12 protein-coding genes are annotated in these 16,755 nt (G+C 62.6%); 6 read left to right on the forward strand and 6 right to left on the reverse strand.

Annotated features, from left to right (window positions below):
• Positions 1-16: 16 nt before the first annotated feature.
• Positions 17-961, reverse strand: coding sequence for a hypothetical protein (locus M0D69_RS21685; protein WP_301783962.1), 945 nt, complete (start codon positions 959-961; stop codon positions 17-19).
• Positions 962-1,021: 60 nt separating this feature from the next.
• On the opposite strand from M0D69_RS21685, the gene M0D69_RS21690 reads away from it, so the two are divergent.
• The gene (locus M0D69_RS21690) at positions 1,022-1,924 is read left to right on the forward strand and encodes a LysR substrate-binding domain-containing protein (RefSeq protein ID WP_301783963.1); all 903 of its coding nucleotides are present in this window, start codon (positions 1,022-1,024) and stop codon (positions 1,922-1,924) included.
• Between the two features lie 277 nt (positions 1,925-2,201).
• Positions 2,202-3,137, forward strand: a complete 936-nt coding sequence (locus tag M0D69_RS21695) for a LysR family transcriptional regulator (RefSeq protein ID WP_301783964.1) — start codon at positions 2,202-2,204, stop codon at positions 3,135-3,137.
• A gap of 12 nt (positions 3,138-3,149) precedes the next feature.
• Here the strand turns inward: M0D69_RS21695 and M0D69_RS21700 are convergent, their stop codons facing one another.
• The 3 genes from M0D69_RS21700 to M0D69_RS21710 all read right to left on the reverse strand — a co-directional run bounded on the left by M0D69_RS21700 (position 3,150) and on the right by M0D69_RS21710 (position 7,100).
• Complete coding sequence (locus M0D69_RS21700) at positions 3,150-4,214, reverse strand: porin (protein ID WP_301783965.1); 1,065 nt, start codon at positions 4,212-4,214, stop codon at positions 3,150-3,152.
• A gap of 31 nt (positions 4,215-4,245) precedes the next feature.
• Positions 4,246-5,568, reverse strand: a complete 1,323-nt coding sequence (locus M0D69_RS21705) for an MFS transporter (protein ID WP_301783966.1) — start codon at positions 5,566-5,568, stop codon at positions 4,246-4,248.
• Positions 5,569-5,708: 140 nt separating this feature from the next.
• On the reverse strand, positions 5,709-7,100 hold the full coding sequence (locus M0D69_RS21710) for an amidase (protein ID WP_301783967.1): 1,392 nt from the start codon (positions 7,098-7,100) through the stop codon (positions 5,709-5,711).
• A 281-nt stretch (positions 7,101-7,381) separates the two neighbouring features.
• On the opposite strand from M0D69_RS21710, the gene M0D69_RS21715 reads away from it, so the two are divergent.
• The gene (locus M0D69_RS21715) at positions 7,382-7,921 is read left to right on the forward strand and encodes a GNAT family N-acetyltransferase (protein ID WP_301783968.1); all 540 of its coding nucleotides are present in this window, start codon (positions 7,382-7,384) and stop codon (positions 7,919-7,921) included.
• A 2-nt stretch (positions 7,922-7,923) separates the two neighbouring features.
• Here M0D69_RS21715 and M0D69_RS21720 read toward each other — a convergent pair whose 3' ends face one another.
• Both M0D69_RS21720 and M0D69_RS21725 read right to left on the reverse strand, forming a co-directional pair.
• The gene (locus M0D69_RS21720) at positions 7,924-8,856 is read right to left on the reverse strand and encodes a LysR family transcriptional regulator (protein WP_047848709.1); all 933 of its coding nucleotides are present in this window, start codon (positions 8,854-8,856) and stop codon (positions 7,924-7,926) included.
• Entirely contained in the window at positions 8,853-10,409 is a 1,557-nt protein-coding gene (locus tag M0D69_RS21725; RefSeq protein WP_301783969.1) for a methyl-accepting chemotaxis protein, read from the reverse strand. The genes M0D69_RS21720 and M0D69_RS21725 overlap by 4 nt, the downstream gene beginning before the upstream one ends.
• Before the next feature lie 390 nt (positions 10,410-10,799).
• On the opposite strand from M0D69_RS21725, the gene M0D69_RS21730 reads away from it, so the two are divergent.
• Genes M0D69_RS21730 through M0D69_RS21740 form a run of 3 tightly spaced genes read left to right on the forward strand, consistent with a single transcriptional unit; the run spans position 10,800 to position 16,575 of the window.
• Positions 10,800-11,570: a putative hydro-lyase gene (locus M0D69_RS21730; RefSeq protein ID WP_301783970.1), complete on the forward strand. Its 771-nt coding sequence runs from the start codon at positions 10,800-10,802 to the stop codon at positions 11,568-11,570.
• Positions 11,571-11,599: 29 nt separating this feature from the next.
• Positions 11,600-12,904 (forward strand): MFS transporter, encoded by a 1,305-nt coding sequence (locus M0D69_RS21735; protein ID WP_301783971.1) that lies wholly within the window; start codon positions 11,600-11,602, stop codon positions 12,902-12,904.
• Positions 12,905-12,933: 29 nt separating this feature from the next.
• On the forward strand, positions 12,934-16,575 hold the full coding sequence (locus tag M0D69_RS21740; protein ID WP_301783972.1) for a hydantoinase B/oxoprolinase family protein: 3,642 nt from the start codon (positions 12,934-12,936) through the stop codon (positions 16,573-16,575).
• Positions 16,576-16,755 lie beyond the last annotated feature (180 nt).

Raw genomic sequence — 16,755 nt, forward strand, 5'->3', positions numbered from 1 at the left:
TTCTTTTCTTATGGGGTTAATCGACCAGGCTATCGGCGCGAACCAGCCGTTGCTCGGCTTCCAGATGCGCTTCCGAAACACGGCCGTATAACTGGCGTGTCCGTTCGAGCCGTCCAATCACGCCAGGCTTTTGCGAGTACGCGAAGATGGCAGTGTGACGCTCGATTTCACCCGCCACCTGCGTGACGCGGTGCAGCGAAAAACGGCCCTTGAACAACTGCAGGTCACCCGGACGCAAGGTGATGACGTTGATGGCTTCGCGCGTCTCGCCGCGCACCACGCGGCCAACGCCTTCGTAGTTTTCGCCCTGCGGCGAGCGGATGTTCGGGCAATATTCGAAGTCGCCGCCGGCGCTGGGCTGCTGCGTCATCATCGAAACAATGAATTCGTTCGTGTCGTAGTGCCATGGCTGCTCGGTGCCGGGCGGCATCACGTTCTGCACCAGGCCCGCGTACGGATCGGCGTATTCCCAGACCCGTGTTTCCCCCAGGCAGGCCGCGACGAAGCGTTTCATCGCCCGGGCTACGTAGATACGGTGCACGATGGCATCCGCCGGAATCAGGTCGCGTGTCACAAAACCGCTGGTGCGGTCCATGAAGATGCGGCGCGGGTCCGCTTCGGACAGCGCGGGGTCGTCGGCGGTAAAGTAAGCGTTGACCTTACGAGTTGAAAAGTAGGTTTTGGCGGCAAGGGCGCGACCCTCGTTGCGCGCCCGCTCCAGTGCTTCCGGGCGCAGGAAGTCGTGCAGCACCGCGCTGCCGCTCGCTGCCAGCTCCGCGCGGCAGGCCGCCACCAGATCGTTCAGGCGGGGGCTGTCCGGGTCGTGCAGGGGATAGCGGTCGGTGTTGACGATATCGCTGAGATCCAGGCATTCAGCATCGGCAAGTAAAACGGAGAGAACCACGGCAGGCTCCAAATCGATATTTTGGCGAGTGGATTTACGAGTCGACTTCAACAACAATCTGCGAACGACGGCCCGATCTTTTGGCGGCCAATTTCTTTTGGAAAGCGAGTATTTCCGATGGATTCCATTAGCGAACCCGATTGGTCGAAGATCGCTTCACTCGATGCAGAACTGGTGCGAGCGTTTGTCGTCGTGGCTGAAAGCGGCGGTTTTACGGCGGCGGCACGGCAGCTTCATCGTACGCAATCGACCATCAGCCTGCGTATCCGGACGCTCGAAGAACGGCTCGGCGCGCATCTCTTCATGCGAAATAGCCGTCATTTCGCGCTCTCCAGCGACGGCGAGAATTTCCTGATCCACGCGCGGCGGATATTGCAGGTGCAAAACGACGCGATCGCCGCGCTGACGCGGGGCAGCCGCGGCAACGTGATTCGTTTCGGGTTGCCGGAGGATTATGCGGAGCTGTGGCTGCCGGAATTGTTACGGGCGTTTTATGCGTTACGCCCGGGCGCCCGGCCCCATATTCATTGCCGGACGTCGCTGGAGTTGCTGGAACGGCTGGGTGCGGGGGAACTCGATCTGGCGCTCGTGGTGCGGCACGGCGAACGTGCCGGGGGAAAACCCTTGGCGCGTCAGGAACTGGTGTGGGCGGCGCATCGCGATTTTGTATTGCCGACGGATGCGCCGATACCGCTCGCGCTCTTCGATGAAAGTTGTACGTACCGGCAACGTGGGTTGCAAGCGCTGACTGCGATCGGGCGCGATTATCACCTCGTGTACACGAGCCAGAGCCCGACGGGAATCCGTATTGCGGTGAATCATGGTGCGGCGGTGACGATTATTGATCGCCGTACGTTGCCCGCATGCTGGCGCACGTTCGACGAGACGCACGGGTTGCCAGCCCTGCCACCCGCGGAACTGGAGCTGCATGTGGCGCCCACCATGCGCAATGAGGCAACGCGCGATCTGAGCGAGTTGATCGAGATGCTGGTGTCGGAGCATAGCGGTGTGATGGTTTGAGCGTCGGGCCTGGACCGACGTTGCAGGCATCACCCCGACCCTCGTCAAAACCGCATTTGCCGTAGGGTCCGAAACACTGCACGAAACGATAACTTCGGAATGCTGAATCATTTCGCCTCGGGCGTTAGCTAGCCGGTTGCCGCGCCTCATCCCCGCCGAAACATCTCCCGCATCAATCCAGCGAAACTGCTCGCGACTGCTTTATTGGCGGTCGAAACTACGAGACGGCGTATTTTCGCCACATCGAAACCCGCTCACCGTTGCAAAGGACCACTCAATGCAACTTCGCACGCTGCGTTACTTTCAGGAACTCGCCCACAGTTCGTCGTTACGCAAGGCATCCGAGCGACTGCACGTCGCGCCGAGCGCGATCAGCCGGCAGATCGAACAACTCGAGCACTACTTCGGAGTCGCGCTGCTGGAACGCGGGCCACGCGGTATCAGCCTGACGATCGAAGGGGAGTTTCTCGCGGAACGCGTGGAGTTCATGCTGCGGGAGTTCGATCAGGTGCGCACGCTGATCGCCGACCGGCACAAGCTCGAAGTCGGCTCGGTGTCGGTGTATGCATCCGAGGGTGTGGTGTCGGGGTTGCTCGCGCCCGTGCTTGCCGAGTTCGCGCGTCACTACCCCAAGATCCGCTTCAACATCGTTATTGCGAGTGCGCAACGCACGCTGGAAGCGCTATGCAGCGGCGAGGCCGACATCGGTCTCGGTTTCTATCTGCCCAAACGCGCCGACGTCGAGGTGCATGCGCACTGCGAGCTTTGGCATCGCGTGCTGGTGTCGCCGCATCATGCGTTCAGCCAGCGCGAGAGTGTCACGCTCGCCGATCTCGTCGACCAGCCGCTGGCGATTCCCGACTCCGCGTTTGGCGTGCGGCAAGCACTCGATCGCGTGGCGAAAGCGAGCGGCATCACGCTGAATCCGGCCTTCACCACGTGCTCGCTGGAGACTCAAAAAGCGCTCGCGCGACAAGGCGCGGCGCTCCTGATCCTGCCGCAGTTCGCTCTCGACGAGACCGGCTGCGAAGACGGCCTGCACGCCGTGACCATCACCGATCCCGACCTGCGCCAGATCCGCGTCGAACTGTGCGTGTACCGTTACCGTCCCACATCGATTGCTGTACGCAAGTGTCTCGACATGCTGCAAACAGCGATGGCGCGATACGCGTCCGCGGTGCATCCCGCAGCCGAGCCCGCACCATCGCCGTAAGCAAAACGTGGCTCAGAACCGGACGATCAGGCCCGTTCCCAGGGCCAGTTGAGTCTGGCCGGGAAGCGCAGTGGTCGTGTAGTTGTTGACGCCGAAATCGCTGCCGCCGCCGTTGATCATGTAACCGCCGGTGAGGTAGACAGTCGTGCGTTTCGACAGCCAGTAAAGCGCGGTGGCGTTGAAAAGCGTCGGCCGTCCCGCCTCGTGCTGGTAGTAATAACGCCCACCTTCGAGCACGAGCTTGAGCGCAGGGTTCGGCATGTAGGAAGCGGCGAGCCAGTAGAGGTTGCCGTCCGGCGATGCCTGCAGCGAACCGCGCACCGCCACCGCGCCGCCTGAAATAACGACCTTGTCAAAGCCATAGCGCGCTACAGCGCTAGCCCTTCGATCAACAAGGTTCGACTGGTCGACGGTCCCACTCACCGTGCCGCGCACCTCTTCGTAGCCGACCCGCGCCGAAAAATTGCCCGTCACATATTCCGTTGCCGCGCCCCAGTAACGCCCCGCTGCCGAGTTGCCCGCGATCTGTTGACCGAAGCTGTACATGGCCTCCACGTTCAGTCCGCTCATGTCGGGCGACAGGTACTTGACCGAGTTGTTGAGCCGCACTGTCGCCGAGGGAATCATGTTCAGCGAGAAGATGGAATAGTTGTTAAAGAGCGTCGGCTCGTAGAACACCGTCTTGTCGTATTGCACGCTGTACTGACGCCCCGCCGTGAACGTGCCGTAGCGCCCGCTCAATCCGACCAGCGCAACCCGGTTGAACAACGTATCCGACGACGCCAGCGTCCCGTTGCTCAGCGAAAACCCGTTCTCCAGGTTGAAAATCGCATGCCAGCCGCCACCCAGATCCTCACTGCCGCGCAGCCCGAAGCGCGACGGATAGGACGTGCCCGCGTTAGTCGAGGTGACCGTCGAATCGCCCGCTGCATTCGCGTGCGTCTTGTACTGCAGGCCGGCGTCCAGCAATCCGTAAAGCGTCACGGAACTCTGTGCATGCGCAGCCGCGCTGCCAAGTCCGCCAGCCAGCGCGGCGAGCCCCAGACGCGCGAATTTTCCCTTGCGTTTTAGTTTCATGTCGATGCCTTAGCGTGTGGTGATGTAACCGTTATTGCCCGGCGCGCGCCGGTTTCGTCTCGGCGGCCATGAAACCCGCGCCGATGCAGATAGCGTTCGCCGCGAGCAGATACGCGACGGGAGACATCGGGTTCCCGGTGGTCCCGATAAGCCAGGTGATGATCAGTTGCGCCGTGCCGCCGAACACCGACACCGCGACCGCATAGACGATCGAGAAGCCCGTGGAACGCACGCGCGAAGGGAAGCTCTCGACGATCAACACGATCAGCGCCGCGCCGCTCATGCCGTGCAGCGCCGAGAGGACCGTGATGGTGGAAAGGAAGACCAGCGGCGTCGGGTGAGAGACGATCAGGTTCAGCGCGGGAAAGATCAGTGCGAGCAGCAGGACGCGCGGCCAGATCAGCACTGCGCGACGGCCTAAGCGGTCACACAGCCGTCCTCCCACGACCGCGAACACGGCAAGAGCAGCGCCGGTGACGAGCGTCGCGAGCATCGCTACACGGCCCGGCAGGTGCAGCTCGGTGAGCGCGAAGGTCGTCATGTAGTTGAGGAAGTACTGCGTGATCGTGCTGCCGAGCAGGATCAGCAAGCCGATGACAATCGGCCGCCGATGCGACGTATTGAGTTCGCGGAGAATCTCGCGCGTGGAGGTCGGCGCGTCGTGCTCCTGGATCGTGTCGGCAAGCCTCCGGCGGATATAGATGCCCACCGGCAGCACCAGCAGGCCGAACACGAACGGCACACGCCAGCCCCATGAGTTGAGCGCCTGTTCGGGCAGCGTGACGGCGAGCCCGTAGCCGGTCAAACCGGCTGCCACGGCCGCGAAACCTTGTGTCGCGACTTGCCAGCACGCATAGGAGCCACGGCGGTCCAGCGGCGCGGACTCGAGGATGTACGTGGTCGCGGGACCGGCCTCGCCACCCCAGGCGAGCCCCTGCACCAGCCGCGTCACGACCAGCAGGATGGGCGCGGCGATCCCAAGCGTTTCATAACCCGGCAACACCGCGATCGCGCCGGTGCCTACCGCCATCAGTACGAGCGTGAGCATCATCGCGGGCTTGCGTCCCGCGCGGTCGGCATAAGCGCCGATCAGCACAGCACCGAGCGGCCTGACGACAAATCCAAGCCCGAACACCGACACCGAAAGCAGCAAGCTGATGAACGGGCTCTTCGCCGGAAAGAACGTGTGGCCGATCATCACGGCAAAGGTCGCGTAAGTGCCGAAGTCGAAGAACTCGACGGCGTTGCCCAGCGCAACCGCCACCACATTGCGGCGTGCGCTCGCGGCATCGGGGCGCGTGCCGGCGGGACTGACGTCGTCGCCGGTATAGGTTGTCTGGATCGAATCTGACATGACATGTCCTTCGTTAAAAACACACATGGCCAGCCGGGCGCACGCAGCGAAGCGCTGCGGCCGGAGGGGCGCATCGGGCGAACATCGAAACGGAATGCGAGGTGCTTTACAGGGCGCTGCATGAGCCCATCAAGAGCGCGTCAATGGGGCGGTGCGGGCCAGTGCGGCGCAGCGGGCCGCCAGTTCTCGTAGGCCTTGCCAAGCTGAAGCACGCGGCGATCGGAAAAGCGCGGGCCGACAATCTGCAAACCGATCGGCATGCCGCCCGCCGTGAAGCCGCAATTGACCGACAACGCCGGCTGCTCGCCCATGTTCCAGGGGACCGTGAACGCAATGTGCTCGAACGGGAGGCGCGGGTCGTTGGTGGGACTTGCCCACTCGGCGGAATAACCGCCGATGGGATTGACGGGTGACAACACCGCGTCGACGTGCTGGAACAGACGCGCGGTCGTAGCGCGCATCTCGAAGGTCCGGCCGAAACCGCGCACCGCCTCCACGCCCGACACGTTCACGCCCTGCCCCGCCCATTCGACGATATAAGGCAGCACACGCGCGCGCTCGGTCTCGGTCAGGCGTTCCAGTTCGCCCCAGAGCCGCGCTTGCCAGAAGCGGTCGAGGCCATCGAGCATCGCGCGGTCGAGCACCGGGGCCACCGGCACGATCTCCGCACCGTGCGCCGCGAACAGATCCGCTGCCGTGCGCACCGCCGCCACGATCTCGGGCTCAGGGTCGAGGCCGCAACCGGCATCGAGCATCAGGCCGATGCGCAAGCCACGCACATCGGCGGGCTCGATCGTCCAGTCGACGGGCTCGGGCGGCAGGCTCGTCGCGTCACGCCAGTCGGGCAGCGAGAGGAATTGCATAAGGAGCGCGGCGTCGTCGACAGTGCGCGTCATCGGGCCGGCGCAGCGGCCGGTGTAATACGGATCGATCGGAATGCGTCCATGCGATGGTTTGAATCCCGCCAGCCCGCACCAGCCAGCCGGCAACCGCACCGAGCCGCCGATGTCCGTGCCGACGTGCAGCGGCCCGTAGCCGGCCGCTGCTGCGGCCGCAGCGCCGCAACTCGAGCCGCCCGGGTTCATCGCGAGTTGCCACGGATTGCGGGTGACGCCGTGCAGGCTCGACAGTCCCGACGACAACATGCCGAAATCCGGCGCCGTGGTCTTACCCAGGATTACTGCGCCGGCCTCGCGCATACGTGCGGCGACGGGCGAATCGGCGCTGGCCGGCCGCGGTCTCGATCCCGCGGAACCCTGCGGCACGAGGTCGCGTTCAGTCGCGATCATTTCCTTCAGCGTCACCGGCACGCCGTCGATTGCGCTGAGCTGGACGCCCTCGGCCCAGCGGCGTGCGGAAGCTTGCGCCTGATGGCGCGCTGCATCGGGATCGAACGCGTAGAGCGCATTCACATGCGGCTCCCAGAGGGCAACGTGCGCCAGTACAGCCTCGATGTAGTCCACCGGCGTGAGGGTTTTAGCGGCGTAGCGCGCAGCAACTTCCCGCGCGCTGAGATCGTGCAACTCTGTCATGGTCGTCTGGCTCGTCGTAGTTCGAAGTGCCGGTTATATCGGCGCCCAGTGGCGCTCACCGAACCGGTGCGACGACAGTAACCGCGCAAAAATTTCGACGGATAGCGCGATTTGTGCCGAACGGTGAGCACTTTTTTAGAACACTGACGATGCGCGACTCATCGGTTAGCTACCTGCATTCGCGCTTTGCGGCCCCGATCCGAGCGGTTATATTCCTTGTTCCCTTCAGGTAGTGCTGTGAACGGCGCGCCCTGTTCTACCCATGCTCTTGTGTTTTAACCATGCCCGAATCCACACCCGTTTTAGAAACAGAGCGCCTCATCCTCCGTCCTCCGCAACACAGCGATTTCGACGACATCTTCACCATGTGGTCCGACATCAGGGTCGTGCGCCACGTCACCGGTAGCGCCTTCACGAAGGAAGAAGCGTGGGCGCGCCTGCTTCGGAGCGCGGGGCATTGGGCGTTGATGGGATTCGGCTACTGGGTGGTCAGCGAGAAGCACAGCGGGAAGTTCTTGGGCGAAGTCGGCTTCGGGCAATACAAGCGCGGTATCGACCCGGCATTCGATGAAGCGCCGGAGATCGGCTGGATGCTGACGGTGTCGTCGCAAGGACAGGGTTACGCGACTGAAGCCGTACGCGCTGCATTGCAGTGGGCAGATACACGCTGGCCCGAAGCCGAGGTGGTCTGCATCATCTCGCCGGAGAACGCGGCCTCGCTTGCGCTAGCCAGGAAATGCGCTTTCGCGCAAAGCCGTACGACGCCTTACAAAGGCAAGCCAACGGTAGTGTTCCAGCGCAAGGCACACTCGGCGCCTTAACGTCAAAGCCCTTCCAGGAAGTCTTTTTTGATCGACTTGGAGTAAGCGGAACACGCAACGTGCGCTGCATTGGCTGCGGCGTTCACCATCACGCTGGCGTCGACGGGCTTGCATAGCGACACGATGATCGGCGGCGGAACAGGTTTCAGCGGCAGCTCGACGAACTCGCCACTCTGCAGTTCCTTGGCAACGAAAAGACTGGGAATACCCGCAACGCCATACCCGTCGCGCACCAGTTGAACGATCGCCGCCACCGACGGCGAGCAGGTAATGCGCGTCTGTTCCGGCCGCATGTTCTCCTGCCGCGCAAGCGTATGCACAATGCTCTCCAGCGCTACCTGGGGCGCCGTGCCACGGCCGAACGTAACAATAGGCCGCTGCAAAACGCGCAGCGCAAGTCCTGCCGCGCGTCGCGACAACAGCCCGCGTCGCGCGATCCAGCGCACCGGGTAACTCGCAATCGCACTCGATGCAATCTTGGTGCTGTCGATCCCTTCCACGCGGATGACAAGATCGAGTTCGCCGCTCAGCAAACGGCGCTGCAGCACCGAACTCGAATCGACGGTGAGATCGACGTCGAGCTTCGGATAGTTCGCGTTGAGATACGTGATGTAGTGCGACAGCCAGCTATGGACGACCGTTTCGATCACTCCCAGCCGCAGCTTGCCGCCCACCACCACTTCCTGACCCGCCGCCTCTCGCAACGCGCGGGCGGCGTCCACCACGTTCCTCGCGAGCCCGAGCAGGCTCTGCCCCGCAGTCGTCAAGCGGAAGGCCGTTGAAGAACGATCGACCAGCTCGGTCTTCAACTCGTCCTCGAGCGACTTGATGCGTAGCGAGATCGTCGCGGGCGTGGCGTGCAGGACACGCGCGGTCGCCCGAAAACTTTCGAGTTCGGCAAGCGTCACGAAGGTCTCGAGGAAGCGTGTATTCATGCAGGCGTCAGCCGGAATGACTGCATGGCCTCGCCAAGACGAAGCGCCTGGTCGTTCATCGAACTCGCCGCGGCCGCTGCTTGTTCCACCAGCGCCGCGTTCTGCTGCGTGGTGCCGTCCATCTGCGCGATGGCCCGGTTGACCTCTTCAATGCCTACGCTCTGCTGGTTCGACGCCATCGCAATGTCTTCGACAATCGTCGTCACGCGTTTGACCGCCGTGACGATATCGGCCATCGCCTTGCCTGCGTTTTCGGCGAGTCCCGCGCCGTTTTCGATCTGCGTCAGCGATGCATCGACCAGCACGCGGATCTCTTTTGCCGCCGCCGCGCTGCGTTGCGCGAGGCTGCGCACTTCGCCCGCCACCACGGCAAAACCACGGCCGTTTTCACCGGCGCGCGCCGCTTCCACTGCCGCGTTCAGCGCGAGAATATTCGTCTGGAATGCAATGCCGTCGATAACCGACGTGATCTCCGCGACCTGCTTCGAACTCGTTGCGATGGCGCGCACGTTCTCGACCACATCACCCACCACAGTACCGCCCCGCACCGCTTCCGCCGATGCACTCGCCGCCACCCGACTCGCTTGCGACGCGTTCTCGGCATTCGCCTTCACGGTGGAGGTGATCTCGTCCATCGCCGCCGCGGTCTCCTGAAGCGAGGCTGCCTGCTGCTCGGTCCGGCTCGACAGATCCGCGTTGCCGGAGGCAATTTCCGCTGCCGCGAGCTTGATGGCGTCGGCGGCGTCTTTCACGCGCGATACCGTGCCCGCCAGACTGTCGCGTGTATGTGCAATGGCCGAGATGACGCTCTCCGTATCGCCGGTCGTCACGTCGATGCGCCCCGTCAGATCGCCCGATGCAATTTGCCGCGCAAGTTCCGCAGCGGCGGCAGGTTCACCGCCGAGCGAGCGGCGCACGCTCTTGATCGCCAGCGACGCGAACAGCGAAATTGCCGCGCCGAGCGCTAACAGCATGAGGAACGAATGCCAGAGCGTGCGGTAGAACGCGGCCTGGATATCGTCCTGATACGCGCCTGCAATCAGGTCCCAGTCCCACGGCTTGTAGCGCTTCGTATAACCGAGCTTTGAGCTCGGTTCCGTCTCGCCCGGTTTCGGCCACCAATACTCAAGAAAGCCCGCGCCTTCCGGCGAACTGCCCGCCGCGGCTATCGCCTTGTAGAGCGCATTGCCCTTCGCGTCCTTCCAGTCCGACATGTCCTTGCCGTTCAGCTTCGGGCTGATGGGATGCATGACCATCACCGAATTCGCACCGACGATGGTCACATAACCGCCGCCGTCATACCGCAGGTCGCCGATCCGCGCGATCGCTTCCTGCTTCGCGGCGTCGGCGGACATCTTGTCGCTTTGCGCAAGTTTGTCGAGGCCGGCAGCAATGGAATACGACATCGCGACAATATCGCCCAGATCGCGGTGACGCTCCGACAACTGCAAATCACGCGTCTGGTAAGCGTGCCAGACAGTCAGCGTCAGAAGGCCGAACCACGAAAGAATCAGCGGCATCCATAACTTCTGACGCAAGGACAGACGGTTCATTTTTTGTTTTCCAATTGAAAGGAACTGCGAACAAGAGAGTTGCAGGAGAACGCGCCCGCTGTTTCGCTTATCGGCAGCCCGGAGGAATTATTAACTCCGCCAAAAAAACGTGTCTGCGCAATCGCTGTTTTGTGGAGGGTATTTGCGAGCGGCCGATGCATTTTGATTCTTCTTCCTTTGCGCGATAAAACATCATGGATAAAGGCATATAGCCTTGCCTGGTACCCATTCATCAAGCCAATCGCGCTAGGCCGACTACGTGAAAACCCCCATGAATCTGTTAAGAAAACCTTAACGCATACGAGCGGAATAACTCGCTGGCGCAGCTATTTTTTCGCCCCTAACCTGCATCTCATCGCCTATCTCAACGCACCGTAGGGACCTGAAGCCATGCCGCATCTCTTCCGCCAGCAAGTTCGCAGCAAGCGTTTTACCGGTCCGACGGCCGGTCATTGCGGCGAATTCGCGCAAGCCAATCTCGCCATCGTCCCAAGCGTCTACGCTGAGGATTTCCTGCGCTTTTGCGTGCGCAATCCGAAAGCATGTCCGCTGCTCGGCGTGGGTGAACCGGGTCAGTGGAACGTGCCCACGCTCGGCCGCGACCTCGATATCCGCACCGATGTGCCCGGCTACAACGTGTATCGCGACGGCGTGCTGTGCGAGCAGCCCGACAACATTGTCGAACTCTGGCGCGACGACCTGGTGGTGTTTGCCATCGGCTGCTCGTTCTCGTTCGAGCAGATGCTGGCGCGCGAACGCATCCCGCTGCGCCACGTAGACGAAGGCGTCAACGTGCCGATGTATCGCACGAACATTGCCAATCAGCCGGCTGGGCCGTTTGGCGGCAAGCTCGTCGTCTCCATGCGTCCGATGAGTGGCGCGCACGCTGTCCGCGCGGTCCAGATCACGAGCCGGTTTCCATCGGTCCATGGTGCGCCGGTGCATCTGGGCAGCCCGGCAGTGCTCGGCATAGAAGACCTGATGCAACCCGACTACGGCCAACCCGTCTCGATCCACGAGCACGAGATACCTGTGTTCTGGGCGTGCGGCGTGACCCCGCAAAGCGCCATCGAAAGCGCGCGCTTGCCGTTCGCGATCGCGCACCGGCCGGGTCACATGCTCATGACCGATATTCCCAACGCATCGCTCGCCGTGCTCTGAGCGCCCGATCACGAACCCTGGAGAAACCCATGAATACCGAAGCACGCTATGCGAGTACGCAAGTTGAAGCGCTGGCCGATGAACCCGCCAGCGGCGGCATGTTCGGCTGGTACAAACATACGACCACAAGCGAAAAGCGCGCGTTCTGGAGCTGCAAGATCGGCTACGGACTCGACGCCATGGATACGCAGTTCCTGAGCTTCGTGATCCCCACGTTGATCGCAACCTGGGGCCTGAGCAAAGGCGAAGCCGGTTTGATCGGCACGGTGACGCTGCTGACGTCCGCCCTCGGCGGCTGGGTGGCAGGCATCCTGTCGGATCGCATCGGCCGCGTGAAGACGCTGCAGATCACCATCCTCTGGTTCGCGTTCTTCACGCTCGTCTGCGCATTCGCTCAGAACTACACGCAGTTGCTGGTCGCGCGCGGCTTGATGGGCTTCGGCTTCGGCGGCGAATGGACCGCGGGCGCGGTGTTGATTGGCGAGGTGATCCGGCCGCGTGACCGTGGCAAGGCAGTAGGCATGGTGCAAGCGGGCTGGGCGATCGGCTGGGCAGTCGCAGCAGGTCTCTATACGCTGGTGTTTTCGTTCCTCCCCGGCGACATCGCGTGGCGGGCGCTGTTCGCGCTCGGAATCTTGCCCGCGCCGTTCGTAATCCTGATCCGCCGTCTTGTCGATGAACCCGAAGTCCACAAGCAACAGAAACAACGCGAACTGGAAACCAACGACCGTAGCTCTTTCCTCGAGATCTTTGCCCCAGGCATCTGGCTGACCACGCTGCGCACAGCCATTCTCGCCACCGGCACGCAGGGCGGTTATTACGCCATTACCACGTGGCTGCCGACCTACCTGAAGACCGAGCAGCACCTGAGCGTGGTCGGCACGGGCGGTTACCTCGCCGTGGTTATCGCGGGATCGTATGCGGGTTATCTGTGCGGCGCGTTTCTCAGCGACCGCTTCGGCAGAAGGCTGAATTTCATCGTATTCGCGCTTGCCTCAATGATCATCGCGCTCGTCTATACCCGCGTGCCGATGAGCAACGGCCTGCTGCTTGTCCTCGGTTTCCCGCTCGGCTTCTTTGCATCGGGAATCTTTGCCGGGATGGGTGCGTTCATGACCGAACTGTTCCCCACGCGCATTCGCGGCTCCGGTCAGGGCTTTTGCTACAACTTCGGCCGTGCAGTCGGCGCGACCTTTCCGTTCCTGATCGGCTTTGTCGCACAGAAAATGTCGCTGGGCATTGCGATTGGAACGTTCGCAGCAGCTGCGTATGGCGTTGTCATTCTGGCCGCGCTGACGTTGCCGGAAACGCGCGGCGCAAAACTCATATCCTAAGTCATCCTTTATAACTGGATCTCATTGTCATGAAGCAGGCTGTTTCCACCCCCGTCCCGCAAGAGCGCCGCTGGCAATTCTGGATCGACCGCGGAGGCACGTTCACCGACATCGTCGCGCGCCGCCCCGACGGCCACATCGTTACGCACAAGGTGTTGTCGGAGAACCCTGAGCGGTATCGCGATTCCGCCGTGCATGGCATCCGCGAATTGCTGGGCATCGCGAGCGGCGAAACCGTGCCGGCAGCGCTCATCCATAGCGTACGGATGGGCACGACGGTCGCGACCAACGCGCTGCTTGAACGCAAGGGTGCGCCAACCGTGCTCGCGATCACGAAAGGTTTCGCCGATGCCCTGCGAATCGCGTATCAAAGCCGGCCGAAGCTGTTCGTGCGCCAGATCGAATTGCCGACGCTGCTGTACGAACAGGTCGTCGAGATCGATGAACGGATCGGGGCGCGTGGCGAAGTGGTGCGCGAACTCGATGTCGAACAGGCGCACCGGGCGTTGCAAAGCGCCTTCAATAGCGGCATCCGTTCCTGCGCGATCGTGCTGATGCACGGCTACCGGTACACCACGCACGAACAGAAGCTCAAGGACCTCGCGGAACAAATCGGCTTCACGCAGATTTCGGTCAGTCACGAAGTCAGTCCGCTGATGAAGCTGGTATCGCGAGGCGACACCACGGTGGTCGACGCGTACCTGTCGCCCATCCTGCGCCGCTACGTCGGGCAGGTCGAAAGCGATCTAGGCGCGGTGCCACTGCAGTTCATGCAGAGCAATGGCGGCCTCACCGACGCCCACCGCTTTCAGGGCAAGGACGCCATCCTGTCGGGACCGGCAGGCGGTATTGTGGGCGCAGCGCAGGTATCGAAGCTGGCTGGCTTCGACAAGATCATCGGCTTCGACATGGGCGGCACATCGACCGACGTCACGCATTACGCAGGCGAATACGAACGCGAGTTTGCGACAGAGGTGGCGGGCGTTCGCATCCGTGCGCCGATGATGAAGATCCACACGGTCGCGGCGGGCGGTGGCTCGATCTGCAGTTTCGACGGTGCCCGTTTTCGCGTCGGGCCGCAAAGCGCGGGTGCGAATCCGGGACCGGCGTCGTACAGACGTGGTGGTCCATTGACCGTGACGGACTGCAACGTGATGACCGGCAAGATCAGCGCACGCTGGTTCCCGCGCGTATTCGGGCCGGAAGGCGACCTGCCGCTCGACGCCGATGTCGTGCAACGCAAGTTTGTGGGAGTGGCGTCGGCGGTGGAGGCCGCAACCGGCGTTGCGCGAACGCCAGAAGAAATTGCGGAAGGGTTCCTGAAGATTGCTGTCGAGAACATGGCGAACGCGATCAAGCAGATCTCCGTGCAACGCGGCTACGACGTGACGAAATATACGCTCGCGTGTTTTGGCGGCGCGGGTGGTCAACATGCCTGCCTCGTGGCCGATGCGCTCGGCATGACTCGCGTCTTCATCCATCCGCTGGCGGGCGTGCTGTCGGCGTACGGCATGGGTCTCGCCGATGTCCGCGCACTGCGTCAGCAGGCGCTCGAAACGCCGCTCGATCGGGAGGCTCTCGCCACTTGCGATCAGACATTCGAGCCGCTCGAAGCGGCGGCACAAAACGAAGTCGCCGGGCAACGCATCCCCGCCGGCAACATCGCGTTGCGGCGCACACTGCATATCAAATACGACGGCACGGATACCGCACTCGAAATCGACTTCTCGATGGAACCCGCGAAGATCGTAGCGACGTTCGAGAGCCTGTATCGCGCGCGTTATGGCTTCCTCATGCCGAACAAGGCCCTGATCATCGAAGCCATCGCGGTCGAAGCAATCGGCCGCACGCAGGACGCGGAGGACGAACAATGGCCGCTGGCTGCTCACGCGTCGGTGAATCCGGAAGCGCTCGCCACCACGCGCATTTTCTCGGGCGGCGAATGGCGCGACACGCCCGTCTTCGACCGCGACGCGCTGGCGCCGGGCGCGCGTATCGACGGACCGGCGATCGTGAACGAGCGTACCGGAACGACAGTGATCGAACCTGGCTGGCAAGTCGTGGTGAGCAAGCACAATCATCTTGTCGTCGAACGGACGACGGCGCTCGTCAATCGTCACGCAGCCGGTACGCAAGCCGACCCGGTACTGCTTGAAGTCTTCAACAACCTGTTCATGTCGATTGCCGAACAGATGGGCGTGACGCTCGCGAACACCTCGTACTCGGTGAACATCAAGGAACGGCTCGACTTCTCGTGCGCGCTCTTCGATACCGGCGGCAACCTCATTGCCAATGCGCCGCACATGCCGGTGCACCTTGGATCGATGGGCGAAAGCGTGCAGACGATCATCGAGCGTCGTGCGGGCACCATGCAAGCCGGCGATGTCTATGTCCTCAACGCGCCCTACGCGGGCGGCACGCACTTGCCCGACGTGACCGTCATCATGCCGGTGTTCGTCGACACCAGCCGCACGCCGACCTTCTATGTCGCGGCACGCGGGCATCATGCGGATATCGGCGGCATCACGCCCGGTTCCATGCCGCCGGACTCCACGCATGTCGATCAGGAAGGCGTGCTGCTCGACAACGTGCAACTCGTGGCGCAAGGGCGTTTCCTCGAACGCGAGATCCGCGATCTGCTGAGCTCCGGTCAATATCCGGTGCGCAACGTCGAGCAGAACCTCGCCGATCTGCGTGCGCAAGTTGCCGCTTGCACGAAGGGTGCGCAGGAGCTGGAACGCATGTGCGGGCAGTTCGGTCTGGACGTCGTGCGTGCCTATATGCAGCACGTGCAGGACAACGCGGAAGAAGTCGTGCGACGGATGCTTTCGGTGTTGAAAGACGGCCGCTTCGAATACGCCCTCGACGACGGCGCGAAGATCGTGGTGGCGGTATCGATCAATCGCGAAACGCGCTCGGCCGTGATCGACTTCGAGGGCACGAGCGCGCAACAACCGAACAACTACAACGCGCCATCGGCGATCTGCAAGGCGGCCGTGCTGTACGTGTTCCGCACGCTCGTGGACGACGATATCCCGCTTAACGCCGGTTGCCTGAAGCCGCTGGAGATTCGCATCCCGGCAGGATCGATGCTCAATCCGCACTATCCGGCGGCGGTCGTGGCGGGCAATGTCGAGACTTCGCAAGTCGTCACCGATGCGCTCTACGGCGCCCTCGGCGTGATGGCCGCGGCGCAGGGCACGATGAACAACTTCACGTTCGGCAACGAGCAGTTCCAGTACTACGAAACCATCTGCGGCGGTGCGGGCGCGGGTCCGTCCTTTGCAGGTTGCAGTGCGGTCCAGACGCACATGACCAACTCACGCCTGACCGATCCCGAAGTGCTCGAGTGGCGCTTTCCGGTACGTCTCGATGACTTCCGGATCCGGCGCGGCAGCGGCGGTGCGGGACTGCATGCGGGCGGCGACGGTGCCGAGCGGCGCATACGTTTCCTCGCGCCGATGACCGCGGTGGTCCTGTCCAACCGGCGCCGTGTCGCGCCGTTCGGGCTGGCCGGTGGTAAACCGGGTGCGGCCGGTGTGAACTGGGTCGAGCGAGTTGGCGAAACAGAGCGCGAAATGTTCGGCGCGAGGCATCAGGCGCAGATGAATCCCGACGATGTCTTTGTCATCCAGACGCCGGGGGGTGGCGGTTACGGCGAAGAGCCGTGAATGCTTTCGTTCGCACTCGGGGTTTGAGTTTGGGGTCTTGAGGGTTCGTGGTCGGGGGTGGAGTTGGGTTGCGCGGGGTTTTCGGGGTTAGTGGTCGGGGTCGATGCCGGGTTGCTGCTTTCAGGGTTAGTGGTCTGCGTGAGTTAGCTGTATTTTTTATCACTATTAGCCACTGTGCGT

Origin of the sequence: Caballeronia sp. SEWSISQ10-4 2, from assembly GCF_030464885.1 — a bacterium.
GTDB lineage: Bacteria > Pseudomonadota > Gammaproteobacteria > Burkholderiales > Burkholderiaceae > Caballeronia.